A 26,287-nucleotide genomic window follows, 5' to 3' on the forward strand; every position below is an offset into this window, starting at 1 on the left:
CCCTTGCCGGGGGCGTACCCCGGCGCCGTACACTGGCCGGGGACGACTGGCACTCGGGCATCGCGAGTGCCAGCGAAGCAGAAGGAACCACGGCGGCTGGAGGTGCGCGCGATGCTGAGCGAACGCAGACTCGAGGTGCTGCGCGCCATCGTCCAGGACTATGTCGGCACCGAGGAGCCCGTCGGCTCCAAGGCGCTCACGGAGCGCCACAAGCTCGGCGTCTCGCCCGCCACCGTGCGCAACGACATGGCGGTGCTGGAGGAGGAGGGCTTCATCGCCCAGCCCCACACCAGCGCGGGCCGCATCCCCACCGACAAGGGCTACCGCCTCTTCGTCGACAAGCTCGCCGGCGTCAAGCCGCTGTCGACGCCGGAGCGGCGCGCCATCCAGAACTTCCTGGACGGTGCCGTCGACCTCGACGACGTCGTCGGCCGCACGGTACGGCTGCTCGCGCAGCTGACCCGGCAGGTAGCGGTCGTGCAGTACCCGTCCCTGACGCGCTCCACCGTGCGTCATGTGGAGCTGCTGTCGCTGGCCCCCGCCCGGCTGATGCTCGTCCTGATCACCGACACGGGCCGCGTGGAGCAGCGCATGGTCGACTGCCCGGCGCCGTTCGGCGAGACGTCCGTGGCCGACCTGCGGGCCCGGCTGAACAGCCGCGTCGTGGGACGCCGCTTCACAGACGTCCCCAACCTGGTGCAGGACCTTCCCGAGTCCTTCGAGGCGGAGGACCGGGGGACGGTCTCCACGGTGCTGGCCACGCTGCTGGAGACCCTGGTGGAGGAGACCGAGGAACGGCTGATGATCGGCGGCACCGCCAATCTCACCCGCTTCGGGCACGACTTCCCGCTGACGATCCGGCCGGTGCTGGAGGCGCTGGAGGAGCAGGTGGTGCTCCTGAAGCTGCTCGGCGAGGCCAAGGACTCGGCCATGACCGTACGTATCGGGCACGAGAACGCCCACGAGGGCCTCAACTCCACGTCCGTCGTCGCGGTCGGCTACGGTTCGGGCGACGAGGCAGTCGCCAAACTCGGCGTGGTCGGACCGACCCGCATGGACTACCCCGGAACGATGGGAGCGGTACGCGCAGTGGCACGTTACGTCGGACAGATCCTGGCGGAGTCGTAAGTGGCCACGGACTACTACGCCGTACTCGGCGTGCGCCGCGACGCGTCCCAGGACGAGATCAAGAAGGCGTTCCGGAGGCTCGCCCGCGAGCTGCACCCGGACGTCAACCCCGATCCGAAGACGCAGGAGCGGTTCAAGGAGATCAACGCCGCCTACGAGGTGCTGTCGGACCCGCAGAAGAAGCAGGTCTACGACCTCGGCGGTGACCCGCTGTCCGCCTCCGGCGGCGGCGCGGGCGCGGGTGGTTTCGGCGCGGGTGGCTTCGGCAACTTCTCCGACATCATGGACGCCTTCTTCGGTACGGCGTCCCAGCGCGGCCCCCGGTCACGCACGCGGCGCGGCCAGGACGCGATGATCCGCCTGGAGATCGACCTCAACGAGGCGGCCTTCGGCACCACCAAGGACATCCAGGTCGACACGGCCGTCGTCTGCACCACCTGCTCCGGCGAGGGCGCGGCGCCCGGTACGTCGGCCCAGACCTGCGACATGTGCCGCGGCCGTGGCGAGGTCTCCCAGGTCACCCGGTCCTTCCTGGGCCAGGTCATGACGTCCCGCCCCTGCCCCCAGTGCCAGGGCTTCGGCACCGTGGTCCCCACCCCGTGCCCCGAGTGCGCGGGCGACGGCCGGGTCCGTTCCCGCCGTACGCTCACGGTCAAGATCCCGGCCGGTGTGGACAACGGCACCCGTATCCAGCTCGCCGGCGAGGGCGAGGTCGGCCCGGGCGGTGGCCCGGCGGGCGACCTGTACGTCGAGATCCACGAGCTGCCGCACGCGGTCTTCCAGCGGCGCGGTGACGACCTGCACTGCACGGTGACCATCCCGATGACGGCGGCCGCGCTGGGCACGAAGTGCCCGCTGGAGACGCTGGACGGGCTGGAGGAGGTCGACGTCCGCCCCGGTACGCAGTCGGGCCAGTCGATCCCGCTGCACGGGCGCGGCGTCACCCACCTGCGGGGCGGCGGACGCGGAGACCTCATCGTGCACGTCGAGGTCCAGACGCCGTCGAAGCTGGACCCGGAGCAGGAACGGCTGCTGCGGGAGCTGGCCAAGCTGCGGGGCGAGGAGCGGCCCACGGGGCAGTTCCAGCCGGGGCAGCAGGGCCTGTTCTCCCGCCTGAAGGACGCGTTCAACGGCCGCTGACGCTGACGGGGCGGTGCCCCCTGACCGGGGCGGTGCCCCCTGACGGGGGCCAGCCGTGGTCGTGGGGGCCGGCGCCCCCACCCCCGAAACCGGGGCTCCGCCCCGGGCCCCAGCGGGCGGGGGCTGACGCCCCCGCACCCCCCCAGCGCGGCAGCTTCGCACCGCGCAGGTGCCCGGGCCTCGGCTCGGCCCCGAAGGGGGACACGCCCCACGGAGCGGACCCAACGGCACGCCCCCGCGCACGGGCGACCCCGCAGGGCGCACCCCGCCGGGACGGTGACCGGCCCGGGGCACGCCGGGCGACCCCGCAGGGCACGTCCCGCCGAGGCGGGCCAAGGGCACGCGCGCGTGCGCGCATGGGCGGGCCCGTGTGGGTGGGCCGTGGGGGCGTGACACCATGCGTGCATGTCCTCCGCACTGACCGATCTCTGCCGGTACCCGATCGTGCAGGCCCCCATGGCGGGTGGCGCCTCCTGTCCGCAGCTCGTGGCGGCCGTGTCCGAGGCCGGCGGCCTGGGGTTCCTGGCCGCCGGGTACAAGACCGCCGACGGCATGTACCAGGAGATCAAGCAGGTACGCGGGCTGACCTCGCGGCCCTTCGGCGTCAACCTGTTCATGCCGCAGCCCGGGCACGCCGATCCCGCCGCCGTCGACGTCTACCGGCACCAGCTCGCCGGTGAGGCCGGCTGGTACGACACGCCGCTCGGCGACCCCGACGCGGGGCGGGACGACGGGTACGAGGCCAAGCTGGCCATCCTGCTGGACGACCCGGTCCCGGTGGTGTCGTTCACGTTCGGGTGCCCCACCCGCGAGACGGTGGCCGCGTTCGCGCGCGCCGGGACGTACACGATCGTGACCGTCACCTCGCCCGAGGAGGCCCAGGCCGCGCAGCGGGTGGGCGCCGACGCCGTGTGCGTCCAGGGCATCGAGGCCGGCGGGCACCAGGGCACGCACCGCGACGACCCGGAGACCGGCGGGACCGGCACGGGGCTGCTGTCGCTCATCACGCTGGTGAAGGAGGCCGTGCCGCTGCCGATCGTCGCCGCGGGCGGCCTGATGCGCGGCAGCCAGATCGCCGCCGTCCTCGCGGCGGGCGCCGACGCCGCTCAGCTCGGGACGGCGTTCCTGGTGTGCCCCGAGTCGGGCGCGCACACCCTGCACAAGCAGGCCATGACCAACCCGCTGTTCGTCCGTACGGAGCTGACGCGGGCGTTCTCGGGGCGTCCCGCGCGGGGCCTGGTCAACCGGTTCATGCACGAGCACGGCCCGTACGCCCCGGCCGCGTACCCCGAGGTGCACCACCTGACGAGCGGGCTGCGCAAGGCCGCCGCCAAGGCGGGCGACCCGCAGGGTATGGCGCTGTGGGCCGGGCAGGGGCACCGGATGGCGCGCGAGCTGCCCGCCGGGCGCCTGGTGGAGGTCCTCAACGCCGAACTGGACGCCGCGGTGGCCTCCCTCGCACTGCGGGGCGTCGCGTCATGACGGCCCCCGTCTTCCTGGTCGACCGCCTCGACCGCGTCGACCAGGTCACCGGCGGGACCGTCACGCTCGACGGGCCGGAGGGGCGGCACGCCGTCTCCGTACGGCGGCTGCGCGTCGGCGAGGAGATCGTCCTGACGGACGGCGCCGGCACCGGCGCCTACGGCACCGTCGCGGCCGTCGAGGGCAAGGACCGCCTCGACGTGACGGTCACCGAGGTACGTACGGAACCCGAACCCTCCCCCCGTATCACCGTGGTCCAGGCCCTGCCCAAGGGCGACCGGGGCGAGCTGGCCGTGGAGACCATGACCGAGACGGGCGTCGACGGGATCGTGCCGTGGGCGGCGTCCCGCTGCATCACGCAGTGGAAGGGCGACCGGGGCCTGAAGGCGCTCTCCAAGTGGCGGGCCACCGCGCGGGAGGCGGGCAAGCAGTCGCGCCGGCTCCGTTTCCCGGACGTGGCGGACCTGGCGTCGACCAAGCAGGTCGCCCAGCTCCTCGCCGACGCCGACTTCGCGGCCGTCCTCCACGAGGAGGGCGCCCAGCCGCTCGCGACCGCCGAACTGCCCGCCACCGGCCGCATCGTGCTCGTCGTGGGCCCCGAAGGGGGCGTGTCGCCCGACGAGTTGGCGGCGTTCGCGGAGGCGGGCGCGAAGCCGTACCGGCTCGGGCGCAGCGTGCTGCGTACGTCGACCGCCGGGACGGCCGCCACCGCCCTCCTGCTGGGGCGCACCGGCCGCTGGTCGTAGAACCCGCGGCGGCCTCAGGCGACCGGCGCGTCGAACAGCGGTCGGCCGTCCACCTCGTGGACGCCGTGCGCGGTGGGCAGGGCCCACCGGACCCGTTGTCGTACCCGCTCCGTAAGGTGGCGGCATGTCCGACGAGTCTCCTCTCATCCGCAGCCTGCGTGCCGCCGTCGCCGCCGCACCCGACGACGTGCCCCTGCGGCTGCACCTCGCCGAACTCCTCCTGCAGGCGGGGCGGAACGACGACGCCGTGACCGAGGCGGCCGTCGCCCTTCAGCACGCACCCGGTGACGCGGACGCCCGCGCCCTGATGGGCCGCGCCATGGGCATGCCGCCCGCGCCGCCCCCGGCCCCGAAGGCCCCGCCCCCGCAGGCCCCGGCGCCGCAAGTCCCGCACGACAGTGGGAACTTCGACTGGGCCGCCGCCGAGCAGGAAGTCGGTGACATCGTCCCGCCCCGCTTCGTCGAGGGCACCGAGGCGCCCCTCACCGCCGACGGCCACGGCGACGACCCGGGCGACGCCGACGCCTGGGACGTCGACGCGCCCGGCGGCGTACGGCTCGCGGACGTCGGCGGCATGCAGGAGGTCAAGGACCGCCTGGAGGCCGCGTTCCTCGCGCCCATGCGCAACCCCGAGCTGCGCAAGCTGTACGGCAAGAGCCTCCGCGGCGGCCTGCTGCTGTACGGGCCGCCCGGCTGCGGCAAGACGTTCATCGCCCGCGCGGTCGCCGGCGAGCTCGGCGCGAACTTCCTGTCGATCTCGCTCAGCGACATCCTCGACATGTACATCGGCGCCTCCGAGAAGAACGTCCACGACATCTTCGAGACCGCCCGCCGCCAGGCCCCGTGCGTGGTCTTCCTCGACGAGCTCGACGCGTTGGGCGCCAAGCGCAGCCGCAGCCACCACAGCGGGCTGCGCAACGTCGTCAACCAGCTCCTCACCGAGCTGGACGGCATCGCCGCCGACAGCAACGACGGCGTGTTCGTCCTCGCCGCCACCAACGTCCCCTGGGACGTGGACATCGCGCTGCGCCGCCCCGGCCGCCTCGACCGCACGCTGCTGGTCCTGCCGCCGGACGCCGCCGCGCGGGACGCGATCCTCCGCTACCACCTGCGCGACCGGCCCATCGAAGCGGTCGACCTCGGCAAACTCGTCAAGGCCACCGAGGACTTCTCCGGCGCCGACCTCGCCCACGTCTGCGAGACGGCGGCCGAGGCCGCGCTGCTCGACTCGGCCCGCACCGGCACCGTACGGATGATCAACACCAAGGACCTGATGGGTGCGGCCAAGCAGATACGGCCGTCCACCGAGCCCTGGTTCTCCGCTGCCCGCAATGTGGCGACGTTCGCCAACGACGGCGGCATGTACGACGACCTCCTCGCGTACCTGAAGAGGAAGCGCAAGCTGTGACCACCCCGCCCACGCCGCAGTCGCAGCCCCTCACCCTGGAGCGCGCGGAGGCGCTCTACGACCTGGCCCGGTACGAGCAGGCCGCCGCCCTCACCGCGCAGCACCTCGCCCAGCAGCCGGACGACGCCCAGGCGCTCGCCCTGCTCGCCCGCTGCCGCCGCCACCTCGGCGACCGGGCGGAGGCACTGCGCCTCGCCGACGAGGCCCTGCGCGCCGACCCCGAGCTGCCGTCGGCGTGGTTCCTCCGCGCCGACCTGCTGGCCCACGGGCCGGCCGGCGGGCCGCAGTGGGCGGCCGCGGAGGACGCCGCCCGGCGCGGCCTCGCCCTCGTACCGCACCACTGGAGCGGCTACCACGTGCTCGGCACGATCCTCGCCCGCTCCGAGAACCCGGCGCGGCGCCGCGAGGCGTACGCCCTTGCTCTCCGTTCGGTCGAGCTGGGCCCCGAGGAGGACGCCACCCACTTCCTGCTCGGCCTGACCGCGTACCAGCTCAAGGACTACCGCACCGCCGAGAAGGCCTACGAGAACGCGCTGCGCCTCAACCCCGAGAGCAGCGAGGCGCACAACAACCTGTCCCTGCTGCACCTGCGCCGCCGCTGGTACCGGCGCGGCGCGTGGACCAGGGCCGCCGAGGGGTTCGTCGACTCCGCCGCGCTCGACCTGGACGACCGCGAGGCCCGCTTCAACCTGGAGGCCATGGCCTGGGGCACCGCCGCGGGCGCCCGCTGGGTCGCCCTGGGCGGGTTCATGGCCGCGAGCATCGGCTCGGCGCAACTGCGCACCGGCGGTTCCGGGACGGGCGCCGTGGTGGCGGAGCTGACCGGCGTCGCCGTGCTCGTGGCGCTGTGGGGCGGCTGGGCGCTGTGGATGCGGCGGCGGGTGCCCCCGCGGCTGCGGCGCCCCCTCCTGCTGATCTCCCGCAGGTGCCCACCCGTGCTGTGGATGGCCGGGGCGGTCGGACTGCTGGGCCTGCACTCGCTGACCACCCTGGCGCTGCCCACGGTGGGCGCCGGGGTCGTCGCCGGGCTCGGCGCGCCGCTGTTCTGGGGCGTGGTCATCACGTACTGGGTCAGCAGGTCCGCGCTCAAGAGACGCGCGCCCGGCCGCCGATAGAGTGCCCTCGTACGTAGATCGTTGACCGAGCGGTGACAGAAAGGACCAGGACATGGCCGGAGAGCCGCACCAGAGCGACTGTCTGTTCTGCAAGATCGTGGCGGGGGAGGTCCCGGCCACCATCGTCCGTGAGTCGGAGACGACCGTCGCCTTCCGCGACATCAACCCGCAGGCGCCCACGCACGTCCTGGTCATCCCCAAGGCGCACTACCCCGACGCCGCCGCGCTCGCTGCCGCCGCGCCTCAGCTCGCGGCGGACGTGCTGCGCGAGGCGGGCGAGGTCGCCGCGGACGAGAAGGTCGACGGCACCGGCTACCGCATCGTCTTCAACACCGGCACCGGCGCCGGGCAGACCGTCTGGCACGCGCACGCCCATGTGCTGGGCGGCCGCGGCCTGAACTGGCCTCCCGGATAGTCACCGGTCATGTCCGTACGGGAACTCGTCGTGCTGGGCACCGCCAGTCAGGTGCCCACCCGACACCGCAACCACAACGGCTACCTGCTGCGCTGGGACGGCCAGGGCCTCCTCTTCGACCCGGGCGAGGGCACCCAGCGCCAGATGCTGCGCGCCGGGGTCGCCGCGCACGACATCGACCGCATCTGCGTCACCCACTTCCACGGCGACCACTCCCTGGGCCTCGCCGGGGTGATCCAGCGCATCAACCTCGACCAGGTCCCGCACCCGGTCACCGCGCACTACCCGGCCAGCGGGCAGCGCTTCTTCGACCGGCTGCGGTACGCCACCGCCTACCGCGAGACGGTGGAGCTGGTCGAGGCGCCGGTCGCCGCCGACGGCGTGCTCGCCGCGACCTCCGCGTACCGGCTGGAGGCCCGTCGCCTCTCGCACCCCGTCGAGTCGTTCGGCTACCGGCTCACCGAGCCGGACGGGATCCGCATGCTGCCCGAGCGGCTGGCCGCGCACGGCATCAAGGGCCCGGACGTGGGCCGCCTCCAGCGCGAGGGCGCGCTGGGCGGGGTGCGGCTGGAGGACGTCAGCGAGGTACGGCGCGGGCAGCGGTTCGCGTTCGTCATGGACACCCGGCTGTGCGACGGTGTGTACGCGCTCGCCGAGGGCTGCGACATGCTGGTCATCGAGTCGACGTTCCTCGACGAGGACGCCCTGCTCGCCGAGGACCACGGGCACCTGACGGCAGGCCAGGCGGCCGCGGTGGCCGCCGAGGCGGGCGTACGCCACCTCGTCCTCACCCACTTCTCGCAGCGCTACAGCGACCCCGACCTCTTCGAACAGCAGGCGCGGGCGGCCGGCTTCGACGGTGAGCTGACCGTCGCCCACGACCTGGTCCGCGTCCCGCTCCCCAAACGCCAGTAAGGCTCGGCACCATGCACCTCCCCGAAGCACTCCCCAAAGCGGAACTGCACCTCCACATCGAGGGCACCCTCGAACCGGAGCTCGCCTTCGCGCTCGCCGCGCGCAACGGAGTCGAGCTGCCGTACGCCGACACCGAGGAGCTGCGCAAGGCGTACCTCTTCAGCGACCTGCAGTCGTTCCTCGACCTGTACTACGGGCTGATGGCCGTGCTGCACACGGCCGACGACTTCGCCGACCTCGCCGACGCGTACCTGGCGCGGGCCGCGCGGCAGGGCGTACGGCACGCCGAGATCTTCTTCGACCCGCAGGCGCACACCGAGCGGGGCGTGCCGATCGGCACGGTGATCGAGGGGCTGGCGCGGGCGCTGGAGCGCAGCGAGGAGCGGCACGGCATCTCCACGCAGCTGATCATGTGCTTCCTGCGCGACCGGTCGGCCGAGTCCGCCATGGAGACGCTGGACGCCGCGAAGCCGTACCTGCGCCACATCGTGGGCGTCGGCCTGGATTCGGCGGAGGTGGGCCACCCGCCGTCGAAGTTCGCCGAGGTGTACGCGGCGGCCGGGGCGCTCGGCCTGCGGAAGGTCGCCCACGCGGGTGAGGAGGGCCCGCCCGCGTACATCCGCGAGGCCCTGGACGTCCTGGGCGTCGAGCGGATCGACCACGGGCTACGGGCGGTGGAGGACCAGGAGCTGGTGGCGCGGCTGGCGCGGGAGCGGGTGCCGCTGACGCTGTGCCCGCTGTCGAACGTCCGGCTGCGCGCCGTCGACGTCCTGGAGGACCACCCGCTGCCGTCGATGATGGCGGCGGGGCTGCTGGTCACCGTGAACTCCGACGACCCGGCGTACTTCGGCGGCTACGTCGGCGACACGTTCCACGCGGTGCACGAGGCGCTGGGGCTGGGCGAGGAACAACTGCGCGAGCTGGCCCGCAACTCGTTCCTGGCGTCCTTCCTGGACCACGACGAGGAGCGGCGGTCGCGGTACCTCGCGGAGGTCGAGGCGTACGACTTCGACTAGAGGCGTACGACTTCGACTAGCCGTCCCGGCGGGGTCCCCTGCCGGGCGGGTCCTCCCGGCGCCGGCGTCGACGCCGGGTGCCCTGTCGGTGCGACGCCCTTCGGAGGTCGCCCCTGCCGGACGGGGCCACACGGGCTCGCCCTCCCGGCGCGGTCCCTTCCCCGCGCCGGTCGCCGTTCCGGCGGATCGAGCCCTTGGGGCGGCCCGTGCGCGTATACGTGCCGTTGGGGTCCGCTCCGGAGGGAGCCGAGCCGAGGCCCCGGACACCTGCGCGGCGCGAAGCCCTGGTGTGCACCGGCCTCCCACCAGGAGCGGAACGCGCCCCCGCGGCCGTCAGCGGTGGCCCGACGGGCCCGCCTGGCGGTAGGCGCGGCGGCGGACCAGGAGGGGGGCCAGGGCGCGGACGGGGAACTCCGTGACGGGTTGTTCCGGGGCGCCGATCTGCGGGGCGGACAGGCCCGCCGCCGTGCCCGTGGTGGCGGCGACGACCGCCGCGGGGGCGCCGCCGCGGCGGCGGATGGCGCCCGGGACGAGCGGGCGGCCCGAGGTGTGCAGGGCCACGGCGGTCAGGGGAACGGCGAGCAGCACCAGGAGGGTGCCGAGCAGCAGGCCCATGCCGGGGTAGCCCGCCAGGTCCGACAGCACGCTGCCGGTCACGGGCCCGCAGGCCACGCCCAGGGAGGACGCCGAGCCGGCGAGGACGGCCCAGCGGCCGCGCGGGTCCAGGGAGGCGGCGAGGCCGATCAGGTACGACAGGACGACCGGGTAGCAGGCGTTCCACAGGATCTCGCCGGCCGCGAAGGACGCCAGGTTCTCGGCGGCGGAGCTCAGCACGATGCAGCCGGCGATCACGACCGTACCGAGGCCGATCGGGACGGCCCGCCCGAGCCGGGCGCCCAGCGCGCCGGCCGCCGTCACGCCCAGCAGACCCGCGCCGAGTGCCGCCGCGAACACCGCGCCGACGGTCACCTCGCTCAGGCCCGCCTGGGTGAGCCCGATCCGGCCGCTGACGCCCCACAGGGCGTTCTGGGCCAGGGACCAGCACACCATCGCGCCCGCCAGCACCAGGCCGGCCCGCAGCCGGGGCAGCGGCGCGCCCGCTTCCCGGGCCTCGCCCGTGTCGTGGCCGGTCTCCAGCCGCGCGGTCGCCGGCCACACGGCCGCCGCGACCAAGGCGAGTGACGCGAACGGCAGGGCGTGCCCGCCGCCCAGGTGCGGAAGCGTCAGGTACAGGGCGCCGGCCGTGGCCGACACCGACAGCAGGCCCAGCGTCGAGGCGCGGTGCGGATCGCGCTGCCCGGCGATCCCGGCCGCGGCGACCGCCGTCGCCGTACCGGAGCCGAAGCCGCCGGCCACCGCGCCCGCCACGACCAGCGGGACCACCGAGGTGAGCGCGGCGCAGCCGTAGCCGGTGACGGCCACCAGCAGGCCCGCGCGGGCCAGTCGGCGCGGCCCGTACCGCTCGACGCGCGACGCGAGCGTGAAGCCCGCGGCGGCGGAGCCGAGGAGGAGGCCGGAGCCGACCAGACCGGCCTGGGCGGGGGTCAGTCCGAGACCGGCGGAGAGACGGCCGACGACGGTCGGCAGGAGGTACGCGGCGAGGTAACCGGCCGTGAAGACAGCGACGAGCGGCCACAGGGCGCGCGGGCGCGAGGGCATGGGCGTTCCCGAACAGGGAGAGGGGGAAAGGGGGTGGGCGCCCGGTGTCGTACGGGAACGTGCACGGGAACGCGGGCCAATTTGTATCAAGCGAGCAGGTCGCACGAGAAGGCGAGAGTGTGTGATCCGAGTCACAAGGTGTTTGTGCGGCATGAGGGCGGGTAGAGGTCTCTGCTTTCCGGCTGCTCCACCGCGTGCCGACGCCCTTCGTGAACGACGAGAATCAGGCACACTGTCCTGATCCGTACCACGACCGGGGAGTCCGCCGTGACCACATCCAGGGGAGAGCAGCAGCAGCGGCAACACACGGCCGGCATCGACCCCTTGGACACGCTGCGCACGCCCGCCGATCCCGAGTACGACGTCTTCCTCACCGGCACGGTCTTCCTCGACATCATCTTCACCGGCCTGGACAGCGCCCCCGTGCGCGGCACCGAGACCTGGGCGCGCGGCATGGGCTCCAGCCCCGGCGGCGTCGCCAACATGGCCACCGCCCTCGCCCGGCTCGGGCTGCGCACCTCCCTGGCGGCCGCCTTCGGCGACGACCACTACGGCGAGTACTGCTGGGACGCCCTCGAACAGGGCGAGGGCATCGACCTGTCCCGGTCGCGCACCGTGCCCGGCTGGCACTCGCCGGTGACCGTCTCCATGGCGTACGAGGGCGAACGCACCATGGTGTCGCACGGCCACGAAGCCCCGCCCCTGGACGGCTCCCTGCCCGCCTGCCCGCCACGCGCGCGTGCCGCCGTCGCCTCCCTCGCCCCCGGCCGCCCCGAGGAGTGGGTCTCCGACGCCGCCCGCCAGTCGACCCGGATCTTCGCCGACGTCGGCTGGGACGAGACCGGCCGCTGGGACCTGGCCGCCCTGCCGGACCTCGGCCACTGCGAGGCGTTCCTGCCCAACGCCGAAGAGGCGATGCGCTACACCCGCACCTCCTGCCCGCGCGCCGCGGCCCGCGCGCTCGCCGACAAGGTGCCGCTCGCCGTCGTCACGCTCGGCTCGGACGGCGCGTACGCCGTGGACGGCGCGACCGGCGAGACCGCCGAGGTCCCGGCCATCGAGGTCGCCGCACTCGACCCGACCGGCGCCGGGGACGTCTTCGTCGCCGGATTCGTCACCGGCACCCTCGCCGGGTGGCCGCTCGCGGACCGGCTCGCCTTCGCGGGGCTGACCGCCGCCCTGTCGGTCCAGGAGTTCGGCGGATCGCTGTCCGCGCCGGGGTGGGCGGAGGTCGCCGCCTGGTGGGACTACGTACAGGGCTGCTCCGGCCAGGACCCGGCGGCCTTGCGCCGGTACGCGTTCCTGGAGTCGCTGCTGCCCGCCCCCATCAGGCCCTGGCCGCTGCGGCGGGCCGTGCCCACGATCGGCTTTCGCCGGTCGGCGTAGGAGCGGGGGCGGGAAAAGCCTTCGGGGTTGTCAGCGCCACGACGTACGCTGGATGTCCAGAGGTTGTCGAGCAGCGAGAACCCTGCAACGGGAGGTATGTGCAGGCCTTTGAGCCGGCCCATGACGCAGACACCCACAGCCCAGACCCAGCAGGCGCGAGCCCACTTCACCGTCCCTGCCAAGCACCCGATGGTGACCGTACTCGGCTCGGGCGACGCACTGCTGCGCGTGATCGAGAAGGCGTTCCCGGCCGCCGACATCCACGTCCGGGGCAATGAGGTCAGTGCCGTCGGACCGGCGGGGGAAGTAGCCCTCATCCAGCGCCTGTTCGACGAGATGATGCTGGTGCTCCGCACCGGGCAGCCGATGACGGAGGACGCGGTGGAACGCTCGATCGCCATGCTCAGGGCGAGCGAGAACGGCACGGCCGAGCCGGGCCAGGAGAGCCCCGCGGAGGTGCTCACCCAGAACATCCTCTCCAGCCGCGGCCGCACCATCCGTCCCAAGACGCTCAACCAGAAGCGGTACGTCGACGCCATCGACAAGCACACGGTCGTGTTCGGCATCGGCCCCGCCGGCACCGGCAAGACGTACCTGGCCATGGCCAAGGCGGTCCAGGCCCTGCAGTCCAAGCAGGTCACCCGGATCATCCTGACCCGGCCGGCCGTCGAGGCGGGCGAGCGGCTCGGCTTCCTGCCCGGCACGCTCTACGAGAAGATCGACCCGTACCTGCGACCGCTGTACGACGCGCTGCACGACATGCTCGACCCCGACTCGATCCCCCGCCTGATGGCGGCGGGCACCATCGAGGTCGCGCCGCTGGCGTACATGCGCGGCCGGACGCTCAACGACGCCTTCATCATCCTCGACGAGGCGCAGAACACGAACCCCGAGCAGATGAAGATGTTCCTCACCCGGCTCGGCTTCGACTCCAAGATCGTCATCACCGGCGACATCACCCAGATCGACCTGCCGGGCGGTACCAAGAGCGGTCTGCGCCAGGTCCGGGAGATCCTGGACGGCGTCGACGACGTCCACTTCTCGATGCTCACGTCGAACGACGTCGTACGGCACAAGCTCGTCGGCCGTATCGTCGACGCGTACGAGAAGTACGACAACCAAAACGGGAAGTAGCTCACCAGCACCATGTCGATCGACGTCAACAACGAGTCCGGCACCGAGGTCGACGAGCAGGCGATCCTCGACGTCGCCCGGTACGCGCTCACGCGGATGCGCATCCACCCCCTCTCCGAGCTGTCGGTGATCGTGGTGGACGCCGAGGCGATGGAGCAGCTCCACATCCAGTGGATGGACCTGCCGGGACCCACGGACGTCATGTCCTTCCCGATGGACGAGCTGCGCCCGCCGTCCAAGGACGACGAGGAGCCCCCGCAGGGCCTCCTCGGCGACATCGTGCTCTGCCCGGAGGTCGCCGCCAAGCAGGGCCAGGAGGCCCCGACGCAGCACTCCATGGACGAGGAGCTCCAGCTCCTCACCGTCCACGGAGTGCTGCACCTGCTCGGGTACGACCATGAGGAGCCGGACGAGAAGGCCGAGATGTTCGGGCTTCAGGCGGCGATCGTCGACGGCTGGCGGGCGGAGAAGGGCCTCACCGGCCCCTCCCCGGCGCCGACCGTCTCATGACCGCCCAGCTGATCCTCGGCGCGGTCGCGCTGGTCGTGGTCGCGTGGCTGGCGGCGTGCGCGGAAGCGGGCCTCGCGCGCGTCTCCGCCTTCCGCGCCGCCGAGGCGGTACGGGTGGGGCGGCGCGGCGCCGCCAAGCTGGTCCAGGTCGCCTCCGACCCGACGCGGTACCTGAACGTGGCGCTGCTGGTCCGGGTGGCCTGCGAGATGGCGGCCGGCGTCATGGTCACGTACGTCTGCCTGAACGAGTTCGACGAGACGTGGGCGGCCCTGCTGGTCGCGATAGGCGTGATGGTGCTGGTGTCGTACGTCGCCGTCGGCGTCTCGCCCCGCACCATCGGCCGCCAGCACCCGCTGAACACCGCCACCGCCGCCGCGTACGTCCTGCTGCCGCTGGCCCGCGTCATGGGGCCGGTGCCGCAGCTGCTGATCCTCATCGGCAACGCGCTCACACCCGGCAAGGGCTTCCGCAAGGGCCCCTTCGCCTCCGAGGCCGAGCTGCGCGCCATGGTCGACCTCGCCGAGCAGGAGTCCCTCATCGAGGACGACGAGCGGCGCATGGTCCACTCCGTCTTCGAGCTCGGCGACACGCTCGTACGCGAGGTGATGGTCCCGCGCACCGACCTCGTCTCCATCGAGCGGTACAAGACCATCCGCCAGGCCCTCACCCTGGCGCTGCGCTCCGGCTTCTCCCGCATCCCGGTCACCGGGGACAACGAGGACGACGTCGTCGGCATCGTCTACCTCAAGGACCTGGTGCGCCGCACCCACATCAACCGCGACGCCGAGAACGACCTGGTCTCCACGGTCATGCGGCCCGCCACCTTCGTCCCCGACACCAAGAACGCCGGCGACCTGCTGCGCGAGATGCAGAAGGAACGCAACCACTGCGCCGTCGTCATCGACGAGTACGGCGGCACGGCCGGCATCGTCACGATCGAGGACATCCTGGAGGAGATCGTCGGCGAGATCACCGACGAGTACGACCGGGAGCTGCCGCCCGTCGAGGAGCTGGGCGAGGGCCGCTACCGGGTCACGGCCCGCCTCGACATCGGCGACCTGGGCGAACTGTTCGGCCTCGACGAGTACGACGACGAGGACGTCGAGACGGTCGGCGGACTCCTCGCCAAGGCCCTCGGCCGGGTCCCGATCGCCGGCGCGTCCGCGGTGGTCGACCTGCCGGACGGCCGGGCCCTGCGCCTGACGGCCGAGTCCCCGGCGGGCCGCCGTAACAAGATCGTCACCGTGGTCGCGGAGCCGGTGGCATGACCCCTGAGCAGCTGCGGACGTTCTGCCTCGCCTTCAACGACGCGGTGGAGGACTTCCCCTTCGGCCCCGAGACCTCGGTCTTCAAGGTCGCGGGCAAGATGTTCGCGCTGTCCGCCCTGGACGCCCGGCCGCTGACCGTCAACCTCAAGTGCGACCCCGAGATCGCCCTCCGGCTGCGCGCCGAGCACCCGGCGATCGTGCCCGGCCGGCACATGAACAAGCGCCACTGGAACACGGTCACCGTGTCCGGCCTCCCCGACCGCCTGGTCCGGGAACTGATCGAGGACTCCTACGACCTGGTCGTCGCCGGACTCCCCAAGGCGACCCGCCTCCGCCTGGACCGCCCCTAGCCCTGGCCCCGCCGGCGGGCGCCCCCCGGTAATCGGGAGGAGCCTGTGTGTCCGCTGTGTGTATCCTCAGCGCGGCCGATCATGGCGGGGAGGGGGGAACCACAGCTCCCCAGGAACATTCACTTCTAGGGGAGAACACACCCTCATGCGTACTCGCATACGTCGCGGCGTCGCCGTCGCGCTCACCGTTTCCGCGCTCACCTTCACCGCCGCGTGCGGTGGCGACGCCTACGAGAAGGGCGGCGACAGCGTCTCCCAGGGCCCGGACAAGGCCGCCGAGAAGCCGGCGGCCACGCCGCTGACCGCCGCGCAGATGAAGGCGGGCATTCTGGAGGCCAAGGACCTGCCGGCCGGTTGGAAGGCGGAGAACGCCCCCAGCTCGGACGACCAGGCCAAGGCCGGGAAGGCCGAGTGCCAGCCGCTCGCCCAGCTCATGTCCGACAAGATCGACGGCGCGACCATGGGCGGCAACCAGGAGTTCGCCAACGCCGACGGCACCAGCCTGCTCGCGCAGCAGATCTTCACCATGCCGGGCACCGGCGCCGCCGACTTCGTCAAGAGCGTCGAGACCGCCGTCGGCGCCTGCGCCACCTTCACCATGGTCCAGGACGGCCAGCCGGTTCCGGTCAAGGCCGCCGCGCTGCCCACCGCCAAGGCCGGCGAGTCGTCCACGGGCGTCCGCCTGACCATGGAGATCCCCGAGCTCAAGATGAAGATCGAGTCCGACGTCCTCATCGCCCAGCAGAGCACCGGCGTCATGCGGCTCGCCTACGTCCCGATGAACGGCGAGGGCCACAAGGCGTTCGACGACCTCGCCAAGCGCGGCGGCGACAAGTTCGTCAAGGCCGCCCAGAGCTGACGCTGATCGCGGACTTATCCTCGGGGCATGACGCAGACGACAGCCGACCTCGGCCCCGAGGACCGCAAGATCATCACCCTGGCGCGCAGCGCCCGTGCCCGTAACGGTGTGCCCGAGGGCGCGGCGGTACGGGACGAGACCGGGCGTACGTACGTCGCCGGGACCGTCGCCCTGGAGTCGCTGAACCTCAGCGCGCTGCAGACGGCGGTGGCGATGGCCGTGGCCAGCGGCGCGAAGTCGCTGGAGGCAGCGGCCGTCGTCACCGAGGCCGACGCCGCCTCGGACGCGGACCGCGCCGCCGTCCGCGACCTGGGCGGACCGGCCACCCCCGTGCTGGTGGCCGGCCCCGACGGCGAGCTGCGCGCCACGGTCAGCGCCGGCTGATGCTCGGTGCGGGGGGAGACCGGGCGCTGACCCACGCCCGGCTCGTTCTGGCGGTCGGCGCCATCGGCGTCGCCGTCAACGCCGTCGCCTGGATCGTCGAGGGCCACCCGCAGCCGTACCACGCGGCCCCGCTGCTGCTCGTGCTGTGGGTCGCGGCCGACCTGCTGAAGACACCCCGGCCGGCCGCCGCGCGGGCGGTGCGGGCCGCGGCCGGCGTGCTGCTGGTCGCGGTCGGGCTCGCCGTGGGTGTCCCGGCCGCCACGGCGCTCGTACGCGGCGAGGCGGTCGACTGGCTGGACCTCGTCCTGGGCGTCCTCGTCGTCCTCTACGCGGCCGTCGCCGTGATCGTCCTGGCGGTACGGAAAGGCGGGCGGAAAGGCGGGCGGAAAGGGCCGCGGTACGTGAGCGGTGCGCGCATCGGGGAGAATGGCCCCCATGAGCGCTCGTAACCCAGAAACCGAAACCGCCCACCGGGCCGGTTTCGCCTGCTTCGTCGGCCGCCCCAACGCGGGCAAGTCCACCCTCACGAACGCTCTGGTCGGCCAGAAGGTAGCGATCACCTCCAACCGGCCCCAGACCACCCGGCACACCGTGCGCGGCATCGTGCACCGCCCGGACGCGCAGCTGATCCTGGTCGACACCCCGGGCCTGCACAAGCCGCGCACCCTGCTGGGCGAGCGGCTCAACGACGTCGTGCGCACCACGTGGGCCGAGGTCGACGTGATCGGCTTCTGCCTGCCCGCCGACGAGAAGCTCGGCCCCGGCGACCGGTTCATCGCCAAGGAACTCTCCGAGATCAAGAAGACGCCGAAGGTCGCGATCGTCACCAAGACCGACCTCGTCGACTCCAAGACCCTCGCCGAGCAGCTCATCGCCATCGACCGGCTCGGCAGGGAGCTGGGCATGGAGTGGCAGGAGATCGTCCCCGTCTCGGCGGTCGGCGACAAGCAGGTCCAGCTCGTGGCCGACCTGCTGATCCCGCTCCTCCCCGAGAGCCCGCCGCTCTACCCGGAGGGCGACCTCACCGACGAGCCGGAGCAGGTGATGGTCGCCGAGCTGATCCGCGAGGCCGCGCTGGAAGGCGTACGGGACGAGCTGCCGCACTCGATCGCGGTGGTCGTCGAGGAGATGATCCCGCGCGAGAACCGCCCGGCGGACAAGCCGCTGCTGGACATCCACGCCAACGTCTACATCGAGCGCCCCAGCCAGAAGGGCATCATCATCGGCCCCAAGGGCCAGCGCCTGAAGGAAGTCGGCACCAAGTCCCGCAAGCACATCGAGGCACTGCTCGGTACGCCGGTCTTCCTCGACCTGCACGTGAAGGTCGCCAAGGACTGGCAGCGCGACCCCAAGCAGCTGCGGAAGCTCGGGTTCTGACGCACCCGTACGGCGGCGCTCACGCGCCTTCCCCGAGCACCCGCGCGACCAGTTCCCGCTGCGCCTCGGTCAGGCCCGGGTCCGCGCAGTACACCGTCCGGCCGTCCACCGTGATCTCGTAACCGAACCCGTCCGGCACGCCCACCGGCCGCTCGTCGCGGCCGCCGGACAGCGCCGCCTCGGCCAGGACGTGCCAGTCGCGGGCATCCCGCAGCCCCGAGGTGTCCACCTCGGCCCGCCGCTCGATGCCCGCGAACCCGCCCGTACGGATGACCCGAATACGCATGGGCCCTGTCTACTCCGTCGGCAGCCCCACCGTCGACCAGGCCTTCACCACCGCGTCCTCCTCCGCGCCGCCCGCCCCGAACCGCTCCCGCACCGCCGCCACCGTCAGCCGCGAGAAGTCGGCGAACTCCGCGTCCACCGCCAGGCGCCCGCCCGTCAGCACGTCGTACCAGACCTGCCCGGCCCGCTCCCAGGCGTTGCCGCCCAGCTCCTTGGCGAACAGGTAGAAGGCGTGGTTCGGGATGCCGGAGTTGATGTGCACGCCGCCGTTGTCGGCGCCCGTGTGCACGTAGTCCGCCATCCTCGCGGGCTGCGGGTCCTTGCCGAGGACGTCGTCGTCGTACGCCGTCCCCGGGGCCTTCATCGACCGCAGCGCCACGCCCTGCACCTCCGGCGCCAGCAGACCGGCGCCGATCAGCCAGTCGGCCTGCTCGGCGCTCTGCCCCAGCGCCTTCTGCTTGACCAGTGAGCCGAAGACGTCGGACATCGACTCGTTGAGCGCGCCGGGCTGGCCGAAGTACGCCAGGTTCGCCGTGTACTGGGTGACCCCGTGGGCCAGCTCGTGGCCGATGACGTCCACCGCGATGGTGAAGTCGAGGAAGATCTTGCCGTCCCCGTCGCCGAACACCATCTGGTCGCCGTTCCAGAAGGCGTTGTTGTAGTCCCGGTCGTAGTGGACGGTCGCGTCCAGCGGCAGCCCGGACCCGTCGATCGAATTGCGCCGGTACGCGTCGCGGAACAGCTCGAACGTCGCGCCGAGACCGGCGTACGCGCGGTTGACGGTCGCGTCCTTCGTCGGTTTCTCGCCCTCGCCGCGCACCTTCTTGCCCGGCAGCGTGGTCTTGTGCTGGGCGTCGTGGATGGTGCGCTTGGGCTTGTCGGCGGGCGCGTCCGCCGCCCGGGGCACGGGCGCGGCGCCGACGACCGTGGTCAGGCGGCGGGCGGTGCGGTTCGCGGCGTCCTGGACGAGGGTGCGGCGGGCGGCCGCGGCGATGAGCGGGTCCGCGGCACGGGACAGCTGGTCGAGCAGGTGCGGGGGGACGATCGTGCAGAACACGGAAGGTGTGGCAGTCATATTCCGCAATGTGGCAGCCTGTCACTGACCTGTCACCAGGTGCGACGAGTATTCCTGAAAAGGAGTGATAGGTCACCGTATGACGGTTACCGCGCCGAATCCCGCATACTGGAACGGCACCTCCACTCACGGTGTTGCTCGGCTAGGCTTCTTCGCATCATGCGTTTCGGGCTGCTTCTTCTTAGCTGCCGCGGCGAGGGCCTGTAGTCGTAGGCCGACCCCCTCCCCGCGGAGTCTGGTGCTGCTTCGACCCAGTCGGCCGTCCCGTTCAAGGACAACCGAGGAGCCCTACGCAATGTCCCAGCCCGTTGGCCGCCCCACGCCTATTACCAACGCGACGCACACCCAGAAGCCGTCCGGGATGCCGATCCACAAGTACGGCCAGTACGACGCCGTCGACATCCCCGACCGCACCTGGCCGGACAAGCGCATCACCAAAGCGCCGCGCTGGCTGTCCACCGACCTGCGGGACGGCAACCAGGCGCTGATCGACCCCATGAGCCCCGCCCGCAAGCGCGAGATGTTCGACCTGCTGGTACGCATGGGCTACAAGGAGATCGAGGTCGGATTCCCGTCCTCCGGCGAGACCGACTTCGCCTTCGTACGCTCCATCATCGAAGAGGGCGCCATCCCCGAGGACGTGACGATCTCCGTCCTGACGCAGGCGCGCGAAGAGCTGATCGAGCGCACCGTCGAGTCGCTGCGCGGCGCCCACCGGGCCACCGTCCACCTGTACAACGCCACCGCGCCCGTCTTCCGCCGGGTCGTCTTCCGCGGCTCCAGGGAGCAGGTCAAGCAGATCGCCGTCGACGGCACGCGGCTGGTGATGGAGTACGCCGACAAGATCCTGGGTGACGAGACGACCTTCGGCTACCAGTACAGCCCGGAGATCTTCACCGACACCGAGCTGGACTTCGCCCTGGAGGTCTGCGAGGGCGTCATGGACGTCTGGCAGCCCGAGGAGTGCCGCGAGATCATCCTGAACCTGCCCGCCACCGTGGAGCGCTCGACGCCCTCCACCCACGCGGACCGGTTCGAGTGGATGTCGCGCAACCTGTCCCGCCGCGAGTACGTCTGCCTGTCCGTCCACCCCCACAACGACCGCGGTACGGCGGTGGCGGCGGCCGAGCTGGCCATCATGGCCGGCGCCGACCGCATCGAGGGCTGCCTGTTCGGGCAGGGCGAGCGGACCGGCAACGTCGACCTGGTGACCCTGGGCATGAACCTGTTCTCGCAGGGCGTGGATCCGCAGATCGACTTCTCGCAGATCGACGAGATCCGCCGTACGTCCGAGTACTGCAACCAGATGGAGGTCCACCCGCGCCATCCCTACGCGGGCGACCTGGTCTACACCGCCTTCTCCGGCTCCCACCAGGACGCCATCAAGAAGGGCTTCGACGCCATGGAGGCCACCGCGGCCGCCGCCGGCAAGACGGTCGACGACATCGAGTGGGCCGTGCCGTACCTGCCGATCGACCCGAAGGACGTCGGCCGGTCCTACGAGGCGGTCATCCGCGTCAACTCGCAGTCCGGCAAGGGCGGCATCGCGTACGTGCTGAAGAACGACCACAAGCTGGACCTGCCGCGCCGCATGCAGATCGAGTTCTCGAGGATCATCCAGGCCAAGACCGACGCCGAGGGCGGCGAGGTCACGCCGAAGGACATCTGGTCGGTCTTCCAGGACGAGTACCTGCCGAATCCGGACAACCCGTGGGGCCGCATCCAGCTGCGCTCCGGGCAGACCACCACCGACAAGGACGGCACGGACACGCTGACCGTCGAAGCGGTCGTCGACGGCGCCGACACCGTCCTGACCGGCACCGGAAACGGCCCCATCTCGGCCTTCTTCGCCGCCCTGCAGGACATCGGCATCGACGCCCGCCTGCTGGACTACCAGGAGCACACGATGAGCGAGGGCGCGTCCGCGCAGGCCGCCTCGTACATCGAATGCGCCATCGACGGCAAGGTGCTGTGGGGCATCGGCATCGACGCCAACACCACCCGCGCCTCGCTGAAGGCCGTCATCTCCGCCGTGAACCGCGCCGCGCGCTGACCCGGCTCCCGCTGAACCCCGCCCTTCCCGGAAACTTTCCGGAGTCTTCCGGAGGGCGGGGTTCAGCCATGTCCGTGGCGATCTCACGCCGGGGTACTGACGCGACATCACCGATGTGGCTAACATCACGCCAACGCGGCAAGGTGGCCGAGGCGTTCTGGAGGTGCGACGTGCTGCCAGCACGAGGATCACGCGGGCGAAAAGTGCGTATCTGCTCCATTTCCACCTCGTGGAACACCGTCGGCGACGGCCACTTCTTCTGCCCCGGATGCGGCGGGGACCGCAACTACCGGCGCCGCACCGGCCGCCGGCGCCTCACGCTCTTCGGCGTCCCGCTGCTGCCGCGCGGCCTGGCCGGACCGGTCGTCGAATGCGCCGCCTGCCACACCCACTTCGGCACCGACACCCTGGACCACCCCACCACCGCCCGGTTCTCCGCGATGCTCCGCGACGCCGTGCACACCGTCGCCCTCGCCGTCCTCGCGGCGGGCGGAGTCTCCTCGCGCCCCGTCCTCCAGACCGCCGTCTCCGCCGTCCGCGCCGCCGGGTACGAGGACTGCACCGCCGACAGCCTCACCGCGCTCATCGAGGCCCTGGAGGCCGACACCGGCCGCTTCGTCGCCGACGCCGGCACCCCGTGCGGCGCCGCCCTCGCCATCGAACTGCACGAGGCACTCGAACCGCTCACCCCGCACCTCGCGCCCGCCGGCCGGGAATCGATCCTGCTGCAAGGCGCTCGCATCGCCCTCGCCGACGGCGCGTACACCACCGCCGAACGGGACGTGCTCCTCACCGTCGGCAACGCCCTGCACCTCCGCGCCGACGACACCGCCCGCCTGATGGAAGCCGCGCGGGCGCCCTTCTAGCAGCCGCGCGACGCACCGCGTACCCCGGGAGCGGGCGGGGAGCCCGTTCCCGGGGCGGATCGTTTCCGCCGTTCACCCGGCGGGGGCCGGTCACGCACGGCGTGTCGCCCCGGCCGCCGCCCGGACCGTGACAGAGGCTGGACGGATGCTGGTACTCGGGCGTACACAGGTCGAGGCGCTCCTCGACATGGACTCGTTGATCGACTGCCTGGCCCCGGCGATGGTGGACCTCAGCGAGGGCCGCGCGTCCGTACCTGACCGGGTCGCCGCCGTGGTGCCCGAGCAGGACGCCTTCCTGGCCGCCATGCCGGGGTTCGTGCCGTCCGCCGGGGTGCTGATGACCAAGCTGGTCTCCCTCTTCCCGCACAACGCCGGCACCCCGCTGCCCACCCACCAGGCCCTCATCGCCGTCTTCGACCCCGAGACCGGCACGCCCCAGGCCCTGCTCGACGGGACCGCCATCACCGCCGCCCGCACCGCCGCCGCCTCCGCCCTGTCCGCGCGGCTCCTCGCCCGCGACGACGCCACCGTCCTCGCCGTCCTCGGCACCGGCGTCCAGGCCCGGACACACGCCCACGCCATGTGCCGCGTCCGCCCCATCCGGCACATCCGGGTGGCCGGCCGCGACCCCGTCCGGGCGGGCGTCCTCGCCGACGAACTGCAGGCCGCCCTGAACACCGACGTGGACGCCGTACCGACGTACGCCGAGGCGCTCGACGGCGCCGGCATCGTCGCCGCCGCCACCCACGCCGTCGACCCGGTCGTACGGCGCGCATGGGTGACGCCCGGCGCGCACATCACCTCCGTCGGGTTCAACCGGGGCGGCCGTGAGGTCGACGACGCCACCGTCGCCGACGCCCTGGTGTGCGTCGAGTCGCGGCGGGCCGCCCTCGCGCCCTTCCCCGCCGGCAGCAACGACCTGCTGTTCCCCATCCGCGACGGCGTGATCACCGCCGACCACATCCACGCCGAACTCGGCGAACTGATCAATGGCAGCAAACCGGGCCGCCGCTCCCCGGACCAGATCACCCTCTACAAGTCGGTCGGCGTCGCCGTCCAGGACGCGGCGGCCGCCGCGCTCGTCATCAACGCCGCGCGCGAGCAGTCGATCGGTGACGAGATCCGGCTGGACTGATGGCCGGACTGATCGCCGGATCGCCGGACTGATCGCCGGACCGATGGCCGGTTTTCACCGTTGTGCGTGTTCAACTGTCATCGGTACGTTGACGGCGTGACTGCCGGGTCGGCCATGGGCCACACACGAGTAGGGCACCCGGCCTCGGCGTGACGCCGGGGCGGGCCAGAGCCCCGCCTTCCTCTGTTTTCTCTCCACGCACCTTCGTGCACACAGCAGTCCTTCACCCCGGAGCAGAAAGCAGAGAATTGCCCAACGATTTCAATCAGCCGATCATCGAAGAGTTCCGCGCCAACCACGGCCGCGTGGGCGGATGGTTCGAGGGAGCCCGGCTCGTCCTGCTGACCACCACCGGCGCCCGGTCCGGCAAACCCCACACCACCCCCGTCGGCTACTACCCCGACGGTGACGGCCGGATCCTCGTCATCGCCTCCGCCGCCGGCGCCCCCAAGCACCCCGCCTGGTACCACAACCTGCTGGCCAACCCCCGTGCGACGGTCGAGGACGGCGTCTTCACGTACGAGGCCGACGCCACCGTCCTGAAGGGCGACGAACGCGACCGCGCCTTCGCCCGCGCGGTCGAGGCCGACTCCGGGTGGGCCGACTACCAGGCGAAGACCAGCCGCGTCATCCCCGTGGTCGCCCTCACCCAGGTTCCCGCCGGCCCGCCCAACGTCAACGCCACGTCCATGGGCGAGTACCTCAAGGTCGTCCACGACGCCTTCCGCCGCGAACTCGCCCTCATCCGCAAGGAGATCGCCGAGTCCGGGACAGCGGGCGGCCTCGGTACCCAGCTGCGCGTCAACTGCCTGACCGTCTGCCAGGGCCTGCACAACCACCACACTGGGGAGGACACGATGCTCTTCCCGATGCTCGCCGACCGCCACCCCGAACTGGCCCCGGTGATGGACCGGCTGAAGCAGGAACACGAGCAGATCGCCGCCCTCCTCGCCGACCTGAAGAAGGTGGTGTCCGACACGGAAGCGGACCCCCCGCACGTGCTCACGGAGGTCGAACGGCTCACGGACGAGCTGGAAGCCCACCTCGTGTACGAGGAGGAGCAGCTCATCCCGCTGCTCGACGCCTGATACGGCGGCGGGGCGCCCCCGGAAACCCGGGGACGCCCCGCCGCCGTGCTCACCGTACGACTACTGCTCGGCGCTCGCCCGCAGCATGCCCTCACGCTCGACGATCTTGACGCGCTCGCGGCCCTCGGCCTCGCCCAGCGCCCGCTCGGCGGCGTCCAGCCGGTACCAGCCCTCCCAGGTGGTGTACTCCACGTCCCGGCCGCGCAGGAAGTCGACGACGGCGCCCTCCTCCGGCGCGGTGGGCGTCAGCAGCCGGCCCTCGCGGTGGTCCTCCAGCAGGTTGGCCACCGTCTCGTTGGCGTCGCCCTTGGTGTGCCCGATCAGGCCGACCGGACCACGCCGGATCCAGCCCGTGACGTACGTCGACGCCATGTGCTCGCCGCCCTCGATCACCCGGCCGCCCTCGTCCGGGACGGTGCCGCTGCCGAGGTCGAACGGCAGCTTGGGCAGCTCGTCGGAGAGGTAGCCCACCGCGCGGTACACGGCCTGGACGTCCCAGGTCGTGAACTCGCCCGTGCCCTTCACATTGCCCGTGCCGTCCAGCTCGGTCCGCTCGGTACGCAGCCCGACGACCTTGCCGTCCTCGCCGACGACCTCGGCGGGCGACTCGAAGAAGTGCAGGAACAGCTTGTGCGGCCGGTCGCCGACATCACGGATCGCCCAGTTCTCCAGGGTCTTGGCGACCATGTCGACCTGCTTGTTGGAGCGGCGCTGCTCGATCGACCCGGCGTCGTAGTCGATGTCCTCCGGGTTGACGATGACCTCGATGTTCGGCGAGTGGTCCAGCTCCCGAAGCTCCATCGGGCTGAACTTCGCCTGCGCCGGGCCGCGCCGCCCGAAGACGTGGATCTCCAGGGCCTTGTTCGCCTTCAGACCCTCGTACACGTTCGGCGGGATCTCGGTCGGCAGCAGCTCGTCGGCCGTCTTGGCGAGGATGCGTGCCACGTCCAGCGCCACATTGCCCACGCCCAGCACCGCGACCTTCTCGGCCTCCAGGGGCCAGGTGCGCGGCACGTCCGGGTGACCGTCGTACCAGGAGACGAAGTCGGCGGCACCGTACGAACCGTCCAGGTCGATGCCGGGTATGTCCAGCGCCCGGTCCGCCATCGCGCCCGTGGAGAAGATCACCGCGTCGTAGAACGCCCGCAGGTCGTCCAGGACGATGTCGGTCCCGTAGTCCACGTTGCCGAACAACCGGATCTGCGGCTTGTCGAGCACCTGGTGCAGCGCGGTGATGATGCCCTTGATACGCGGGTGGTCGGGGGCCACGCCGTACCGGATCAGGCCGAACGGCGCGGGCATCCGCTCGAAGAGGTCGATCGATACGCCGGGGTCGGCGGCGGCCTCGGACTTCAGCAGCGCGTCGGCGGCGTAGATTCCGGCGGGGCCGGCACCGACGATCGCGACCCGCAGGGGGCGGGGCATGACGAATTCCCTTCGAGCGAGGAGTGAGCGGTCACTTGAGTGCTCACACGCACCCTAAGTAAGGCTCA

Annotated in this window: 26 protein-coding genes; 22 read left to right on the top strand and 4 right to left on the bottom strand. The window is 72.1% G+C overall.

The window, feature by feature from the left end; translation table 11 throughout:
• The first annotated feature begins 111 nt into the window (after window positions 1-111).
• From hrcA to AMK26_RS02425, 9 genes are all read left to right on the top strand, one after another.
• Complete coding sequence (gene hrcA / locus AMK26_RS02385) at window positions 112-1,128, top strand: heat-inducible transcriptional repressor HrcA (protein ID WP_073751357.1); 1,017 nt, start codon at window positions 112-114, stop codon at window positions 1,126-1,128.
• Window positions 1,129-2,268, top strand: a complete 1,140-nt coding sequence (gene dnaJ / locus AMK26_RS02390; protein WP_064071915.1) for a molecular chaperone DnaJ — start codon at window positions 1,129-1,131, stop codon at window positions 2,266-2,268.
• 405 nt (window positions 2,269-2,673) lie between these two features.
• Window positions 2,674-3,750, top strand: a complete 1,077-nt coding sequence (locus AMK26_RS02395) for a nitronate monooxygenase (protein ID WP_073751359.1) — start codon at window positions 2,674-2,676, stop codon at window positions 3,748-3,750.
• Window positions 3,747-4,496: a 16S rRNA (uracil(1498)-N(3))-methyltransferase gene (locus tag AMK26_RS02400; RefSeq protein ID WP_073751361.1), complete on the top strand. Its 750-nt coding sequence runs from the start codon at window positions 3,747-3,749 to the stop codon at window positions 4,494-4,496. The genes AMK26_RS02395 and AMK26_RS02400 overlap by 4 nt, the downstream gene beginning before the upstream one ends.
• Window positions 4,497-4,620: 124 nt before the next feature.
• Entirely contained in the window at window positions 4,621-5,904 is a 1,284-nt protein-coding gene (locus AMK26_RS02405) for an ATP-binding protein (protein ID WP_073751363.1), read from the top strand.
• Window positions 5,901-7,019: a tetratricopeptide repeat protein gene (locus AMK26_RS02410; RefSeq protein ID WP_073751365.1), complete on the top strand. Its 1,119-nt coding sequence runs from the start codon at window positions 5,901-5,903 to the stop codon at window positions 7,017-7,019. The genes AMK26_RS02405 and AMK26_RS02410 overlap by 4 nt, the downstream gene beginning before the upstream one ends.
• Window positions 7,020-7,071: 52 nt before the next feature.
• On the top strand, window positions 7,072-7,434 hold the full coding sequence (locus AMK26_RS02415) for a histidine triad nucleotide-binding protein (RefSeq protein WP_073751367.1): 363 nt from the start codon (window positions 7,072-7,074) through the stop codon (window positions 7,432-7,434).
• Between the two features lie 9 nt (window positions 7,435-7,443).
• On the top strand, window positions 7,444-8,349 hold the full coding sequence (locus AMK26_RS02420; protein WP_073751369.1) for a ribonuclease Z: 906 nt from the start codon (window positions 7,444-7,446) through the stop codon (window positions 8,347-8,349).
• A gap of 11 nt (window positions 8,350-8,360) precedes the next feature.
• On the top strand, window positions 8,361-9,365 hold the full coding sequence (locus tag AMK26_RS02425) for an adenosine deaminase (protein WP_073751371.1): 1,005 nt from the start codon (window positions 8,361-8,363) through the stop codon (window positions 9,363-9,365).
• Window positions 9,366-9,698: 333 nt separating this feature from the next.
• Here the strand turns inward: AMK26_RS02425 and AMK26_RS02430 are convergent, their stop codons facing one another.
• A complete protein-coding gene (locus AMK26_RS02430; protein ID WP_073751373.1) occupies window positions 9,699-11,024 on the bottom strand; it encodes an MFS transporter in 1,326 nt (441 codons plus the stop codon).
• 267 nt (window positions 11,025-11,291) lie between these two features.
• Between AMK26_RS02430 and AMK26_RS02435 the strand changes: the two genes are divergently transcribed.
• The 9 genes from AMK26_RS02435 (at window position 11,292) to era (ending at window position 18,292) form a co-directional block, all read left to right on the top strand.
• The gene (locus AMK26_RS02435) at window positions 11,292-12,410 is read left to right on the top strand and encodes a carbohydrate kinase family protein (RefSeq protein WP_073751375.1); all 1,119 of its coding nucleotides are present in this window, start codon (window positions 11,292-11,294) and stop codon (window positions 12,408-12,410) included.
• A gap of 120 nt (window positions 12,411-12,530) precedes the next feature.
• The gene (locus tag AMK26_RS02440; protein ID WP_073751377.1) at window positions 12,531-13,544 is read left to right on the top strand and encodes a PhoH family protein; all 1,014 of its coding nucleotides are present in this window, start codon (window positions 12,531-12,533) and stop codon (window positions 13,542-13,544) included.
• 12 nt (window positions 13,545-13,556) lie between these two features.
• Window positions 13,557-14,054 carry an rRNA maturation RNase YbeY gene (ybeY, locus tag AMK26_RS02445; RefSeq protein WP_073751379.1) on the top strand — a complete coding sequence of 166 codons (498 nt, stop codon included), beginning with the start codon at window positions 13,557-13,559 and terminating at the stop codon, window positions 14,052-14,054.
• Window positions 14,051-15,322, top strand: a complete 1,272-nt coding sequence (locus AMK26_RS02450) for a hemolysin family protein (RefSeq protein WP_073751381.1) — start codon at window positions 14,051-14,053, stop codon at window positions 15,320-15,322. The genes ybeY and AMK26_RS02450 overlap by 4 nt, the downstream gene beginning before the upstream one ends.
• Window positions 15,319-15,672, top strand: coding sequence for an MmcQ/YjbR family DNA-binding protein (locus tag AMK26_RS02455; protein ID WP_073751383.1), 354 nt, complete (start codon window positions 15,319-15,321; stop codon window positions 15,670-15,672). Before AMK26_RS02450 ends, AMK26_RS02455 begins: the two co-directional genes overlap by 4 nt.
• 145 nt (window positions 15,673-15,817) lie before the next feature.
• Window positions 15,818-16,531 (top strand): hypothetical protein, encoded by a 714-nt coding sequence (locus tag AMK26_RS02460; protein WP_073751385.1) that lies wholly within the window; start codon window positions 15,818-15,820, stop codon window positions 16,529-16,531.
• Between the two features lie 27 nt (window positions 16,532-16,558).
• A complete protein-coding gene (locus AMK26_RS02465) occupies window positions 16,559-16,915 on the top strand; it encodes a cytidine deaminase (protein WP_073751387.1) in 357 nt (118 codons plus the stop codon).
• Window positions 16,915-17,364: a hypothetical protein gene (locus AMK26_RS36565; protein WP_073751389.1), complete on the top strand. Its 450-nt coding sequence runs from the start codon at window positions 16,915-16,917 to the stop codon at window positions 17,362-17,364. The genes AMK26_RS02465 and AMK26_RS36565 overlap by 1 nt, the downstream gene beginning before the upstream one ends.
• Window positions 17,342-18,292: a GTPase Era gene (gene era / locus AMK26_RS02475; RefSeq protein WP_107420844.1), complete on the top strand. Its 951-nt coding sequence runs from the start codon at window positions 17,342-17,344 to the stop codon at window positions 18,290-18,292. The genes AMK26_RS36565 and era overlap by 23 nt, the downstream gene beginning before the upstream one ends.
• A gap of 19 nt (window positions 18,293-18,311) precedes the next feature.
• On the opposite strand, the gene AMK26_RS02480 is transcribed toward era, so the two are convergent.
• Together AMK26_RS02480 and AMK26_RS02485 are read right to left on the bottom strand one after the other, a co-directional pair.
• Complete coding sequence (locus AMK26_RS02480; RefSeq protein WP_073751393.1) at window positions 18,312-18,578, bottom strand: protealysin inhibitor emfourin; 267 nt, start codon at window positions 18,576-18,578, stop codon at window positions 18,312-18,314.
• Window positions 18,579-18,587: 9 nt separating this feature from the next.
• Window positions 18,588-19,652 carry a M4 family metallopeptidase gene (locus AMK26_RS02485; RefSeq protein WP_073751395.1) on the bottom strand — a complete coding sequence of 355 codons (1,065 nt, stop codon included), beginning with the start codon at window positions 19,650-19,652 and terminating at the stop codon, window positions 18,588-18,590.
• A gap of 295 nt (window positions 19,653-19,947) precedes the next feature.
• Between AMK26_RS02485 and leuA the strand changes: the two genes are divergently transcribed.
• The 4 genes from leuA to AMK26_RS02505 all read left to right on the top strand — a co-directional run bounded on the left by leuA (window position 19,948) and on the right by AMK26_RS02505 (window position 24,794).
• Window positions 19,948-21,705 (top strand): 2-isopropylmalate synthase, encoded by a 1,758-nt coding sequence (leuA, locus tag AMK26_RS02490; protein ID WP_073751397.1) that lies wholly within the window; start codon window positions 19,948-19,950, stop codon window positions 21,703-21,705.
• Window positions 21,706-21,875: 170 nt separating this feature from the next.
• Window positions 21,876-22,571: a TerB family tellurite resistance protein gene (locus AMK26_RS02495; RefSeq protein ID WP_073751399.1), complete on the top strand. Its 696-nt coding sequence runs from the start codon at window positions 21,876-21,878 to the stop codon at window positions 22,569-22,571.
• A 145-nt stretch (window positions 22,572-22,716) separates the two neighbouring features.
• Entirely contained in the window at window positions 22,717-23,706 is a 990-nt protein-coding gene (locus AMK26_RS02500; protein WP_073751401.1) for an ornithine cyclodeaminase family protein, read from the top strand.
• A 248-nt stretch (window positions 23,707-23,954) separates the two neighbouring features.
• A complete protein-coding gene (locus AMK26_RS02505; protein ID WP_073751403.1) occupies window positions 23,955-24,794 on the top strand; it encodes a nitroreductase/quinone reductase family protein in 840 nt (279 codons plus the stop codon).
• A gap of 60 nt (window positions 24,795-24,854) precedes the next feature.
• Here AMK26_RS02505 and AMK26_RS02510 read toward each other — a convergent pair whose 3' ends face one another.
• On the bottom strand, window positions 24,855-26,219 hold the full coding sequence (locus AMK26_RS02510; protein WP_073751427.1) for an FAD-dependent oxidoreductase: 1,365 nt from the start codon (window positions 26,217-26,219) through the stop codon (window positions 24,855-24,857).
• Between the last annotated feature and the right edge of the window lie 68 nt (window positions 26,220-26,287).

It is taken from the genome of Streptomyces sp. CB03234, from assembly GCF_001905885.1.
Taxonomy (GTDB): Bacteria; Actinomycetota; Actinomycetes; order Streptomycetales; family Streptomycetaceae; genus Streptomyces.

What these genes read in the sequence shown, in the direction of transcription:
- AMK26_RS02400 (WP_073751361.1), top strand. Translation starts at nt 3,747, where the DNA reads ATGACGGCCCCCGTCTTCCTGGTCGACCGCCTCGACCGCGTCGACCAG.
- era (WP_107420844.1), top strand. Translation starts at nt 17,342, where the DNA reads ATGGCCCCCATGAGCGCTCGTAACCCAGAAACCGAAACCGCCCACCGG.
- AMK26_RS02465 (WP_073751387.1), top strand. Translation starts at nt 16,559, where the DNA reads ATGACGCAGACGACAGCCGACCTCGGCCCCGAGGACCGCAAGATCATC.
- AMK26_RS02440 (WP_073751377.1), top strand. Translation starts at nt 12,531, where the DNA reads ATGACGCAGACACCCACAGCCCAGACCCAGCAGGCGCGAGCCCACTTC.
- AMK26_RS02405 (WP_073751363.1), top strand. Translation starts at nt 4,621, where the DNA reads ATGTCCGACGAGTCTCCTCTCATCCGCAGCCTGCGTGCCGCCGTCGCC.
- AMK26_RS02480 (WP_073751393.1), bottom strand. Translation starts at nt 18,578, where the DNA reads ATGCGTATTCGGGTCATCCGTACGGGCGGGTTCGCGGGCATCGAGCGG.
- AMK26_RS02485 (WP_073751395.1), bottom strand. Translation starts at nt 19,652, where the DNA reads ATGACTGCCACACCTTCCGTGTTCTGCACGATCGTCCCCCCGCACCTG.
- leuA (WP_073751397.1), top strand. Translation starts at nt 19,948, where the DNA reads ATGTCCCAGCCCGTTGGCCGCCCCACGCCTATTACCAACGCGACGCAC.
- hrcA (WP_073751357.1), top strand. Translation starts at nt 112, where the DNA reads ATGCTGAGCGAACGCAGACTCGAGGTGCTGCGCGCCATCGTCCAGGAC.
- AMK26_RS02395 (WP_073751359.1), top strand. Translation starts at nt 2,674, where the DNA reads ATGTCCTCCGCACTGACCGATCTCTGCCGGTACCCGATCGTGCAGGCC.
- AMK26_RS02450 (WP_073751381.1), top strand. Translation starts at nt 14,051, where the DNA reads ATGACCGCCCAGCTGATCCTCGGCGCGGTCGCGCTGGTCGTGGTCGCG.
- AMK26_RS36565 (WP_073751389.1), top strand. Translation starts at nt 16,915, where the DNA reads ATGCTCGGTGCGGGGGGAGACCGGGCGCTGACCCACGCCCGGCTCGTT.
- ybeY (WP_073751379.1), top strand. Translation starts at nt 13,557, where the DNA reads ATGTCGATCGACGTCAACAACGAGTCCGGCACCGAGGTCGACGAGCAG.
- AMK26_RS02500 (WP_073751401.1), top strand. Translation starts at nt 22,717, where the DNA reads ATGCTGGTACTCGGGCGTACACAGGTCGAGGCGCTCCTCGACATGGAC.
- AMK26_RS02510 (WP_073751427.1), bottom strand. Translation starts at nt 26,219, where the DNA reads ATGCCCCGCCCCCTGCGGGTCGCGATCGTCGGTGCCGGCCCCGCCGGA.
- AMK26_RS02420 (WP_073751369.1), top strand. Translation starts at nt 7,444, where the DNA reads ATGTCCGTACGGGAACTCGTCGTGCTGGGCACCGCCAGTCAGGTGCCC.
- AMK26_RS02430 (WP_073751373.1), bottom strand. Translation starts at nt 11,024, where the DNA reads ATGCCCTCGCGCCCGCGCGCCCTGTGGCCGCTCGTCGCTGTCTTCACG.
- AMK26_RS02460 (WP_073751385.1), top strand. Translation starts at nt 15,818, where the DNA reads ATGCGTACTCGCATACGTCGCGGCGTCGCCGTCGCGCTCACCGTTTCC.
- AMK26_RS02415 (WP_073751367.1), top strand. Translation starts at nt 7,072, where the DNA reads ATGGCCGGAGAGCCGCACCAGAGCGACTGTCTGTTCTGCAAGATCGTG.
- AMK26_RS02425 (WP_073751371.1), top strand. Translation starts at nt 8,361, where the DNA reads ATGCACCTCCCCGAAGCACTCCCCAAAGCGGAACTGCACCTCCACATC.
- AMK26_RS02455 (WP_073751383.1), top strand. Translation starts at nt 15,319, where the DNA reads ATGACCCCTGAGCAGCTGCGGACGTTCTGCCTCGCCTTCAACGACGCG.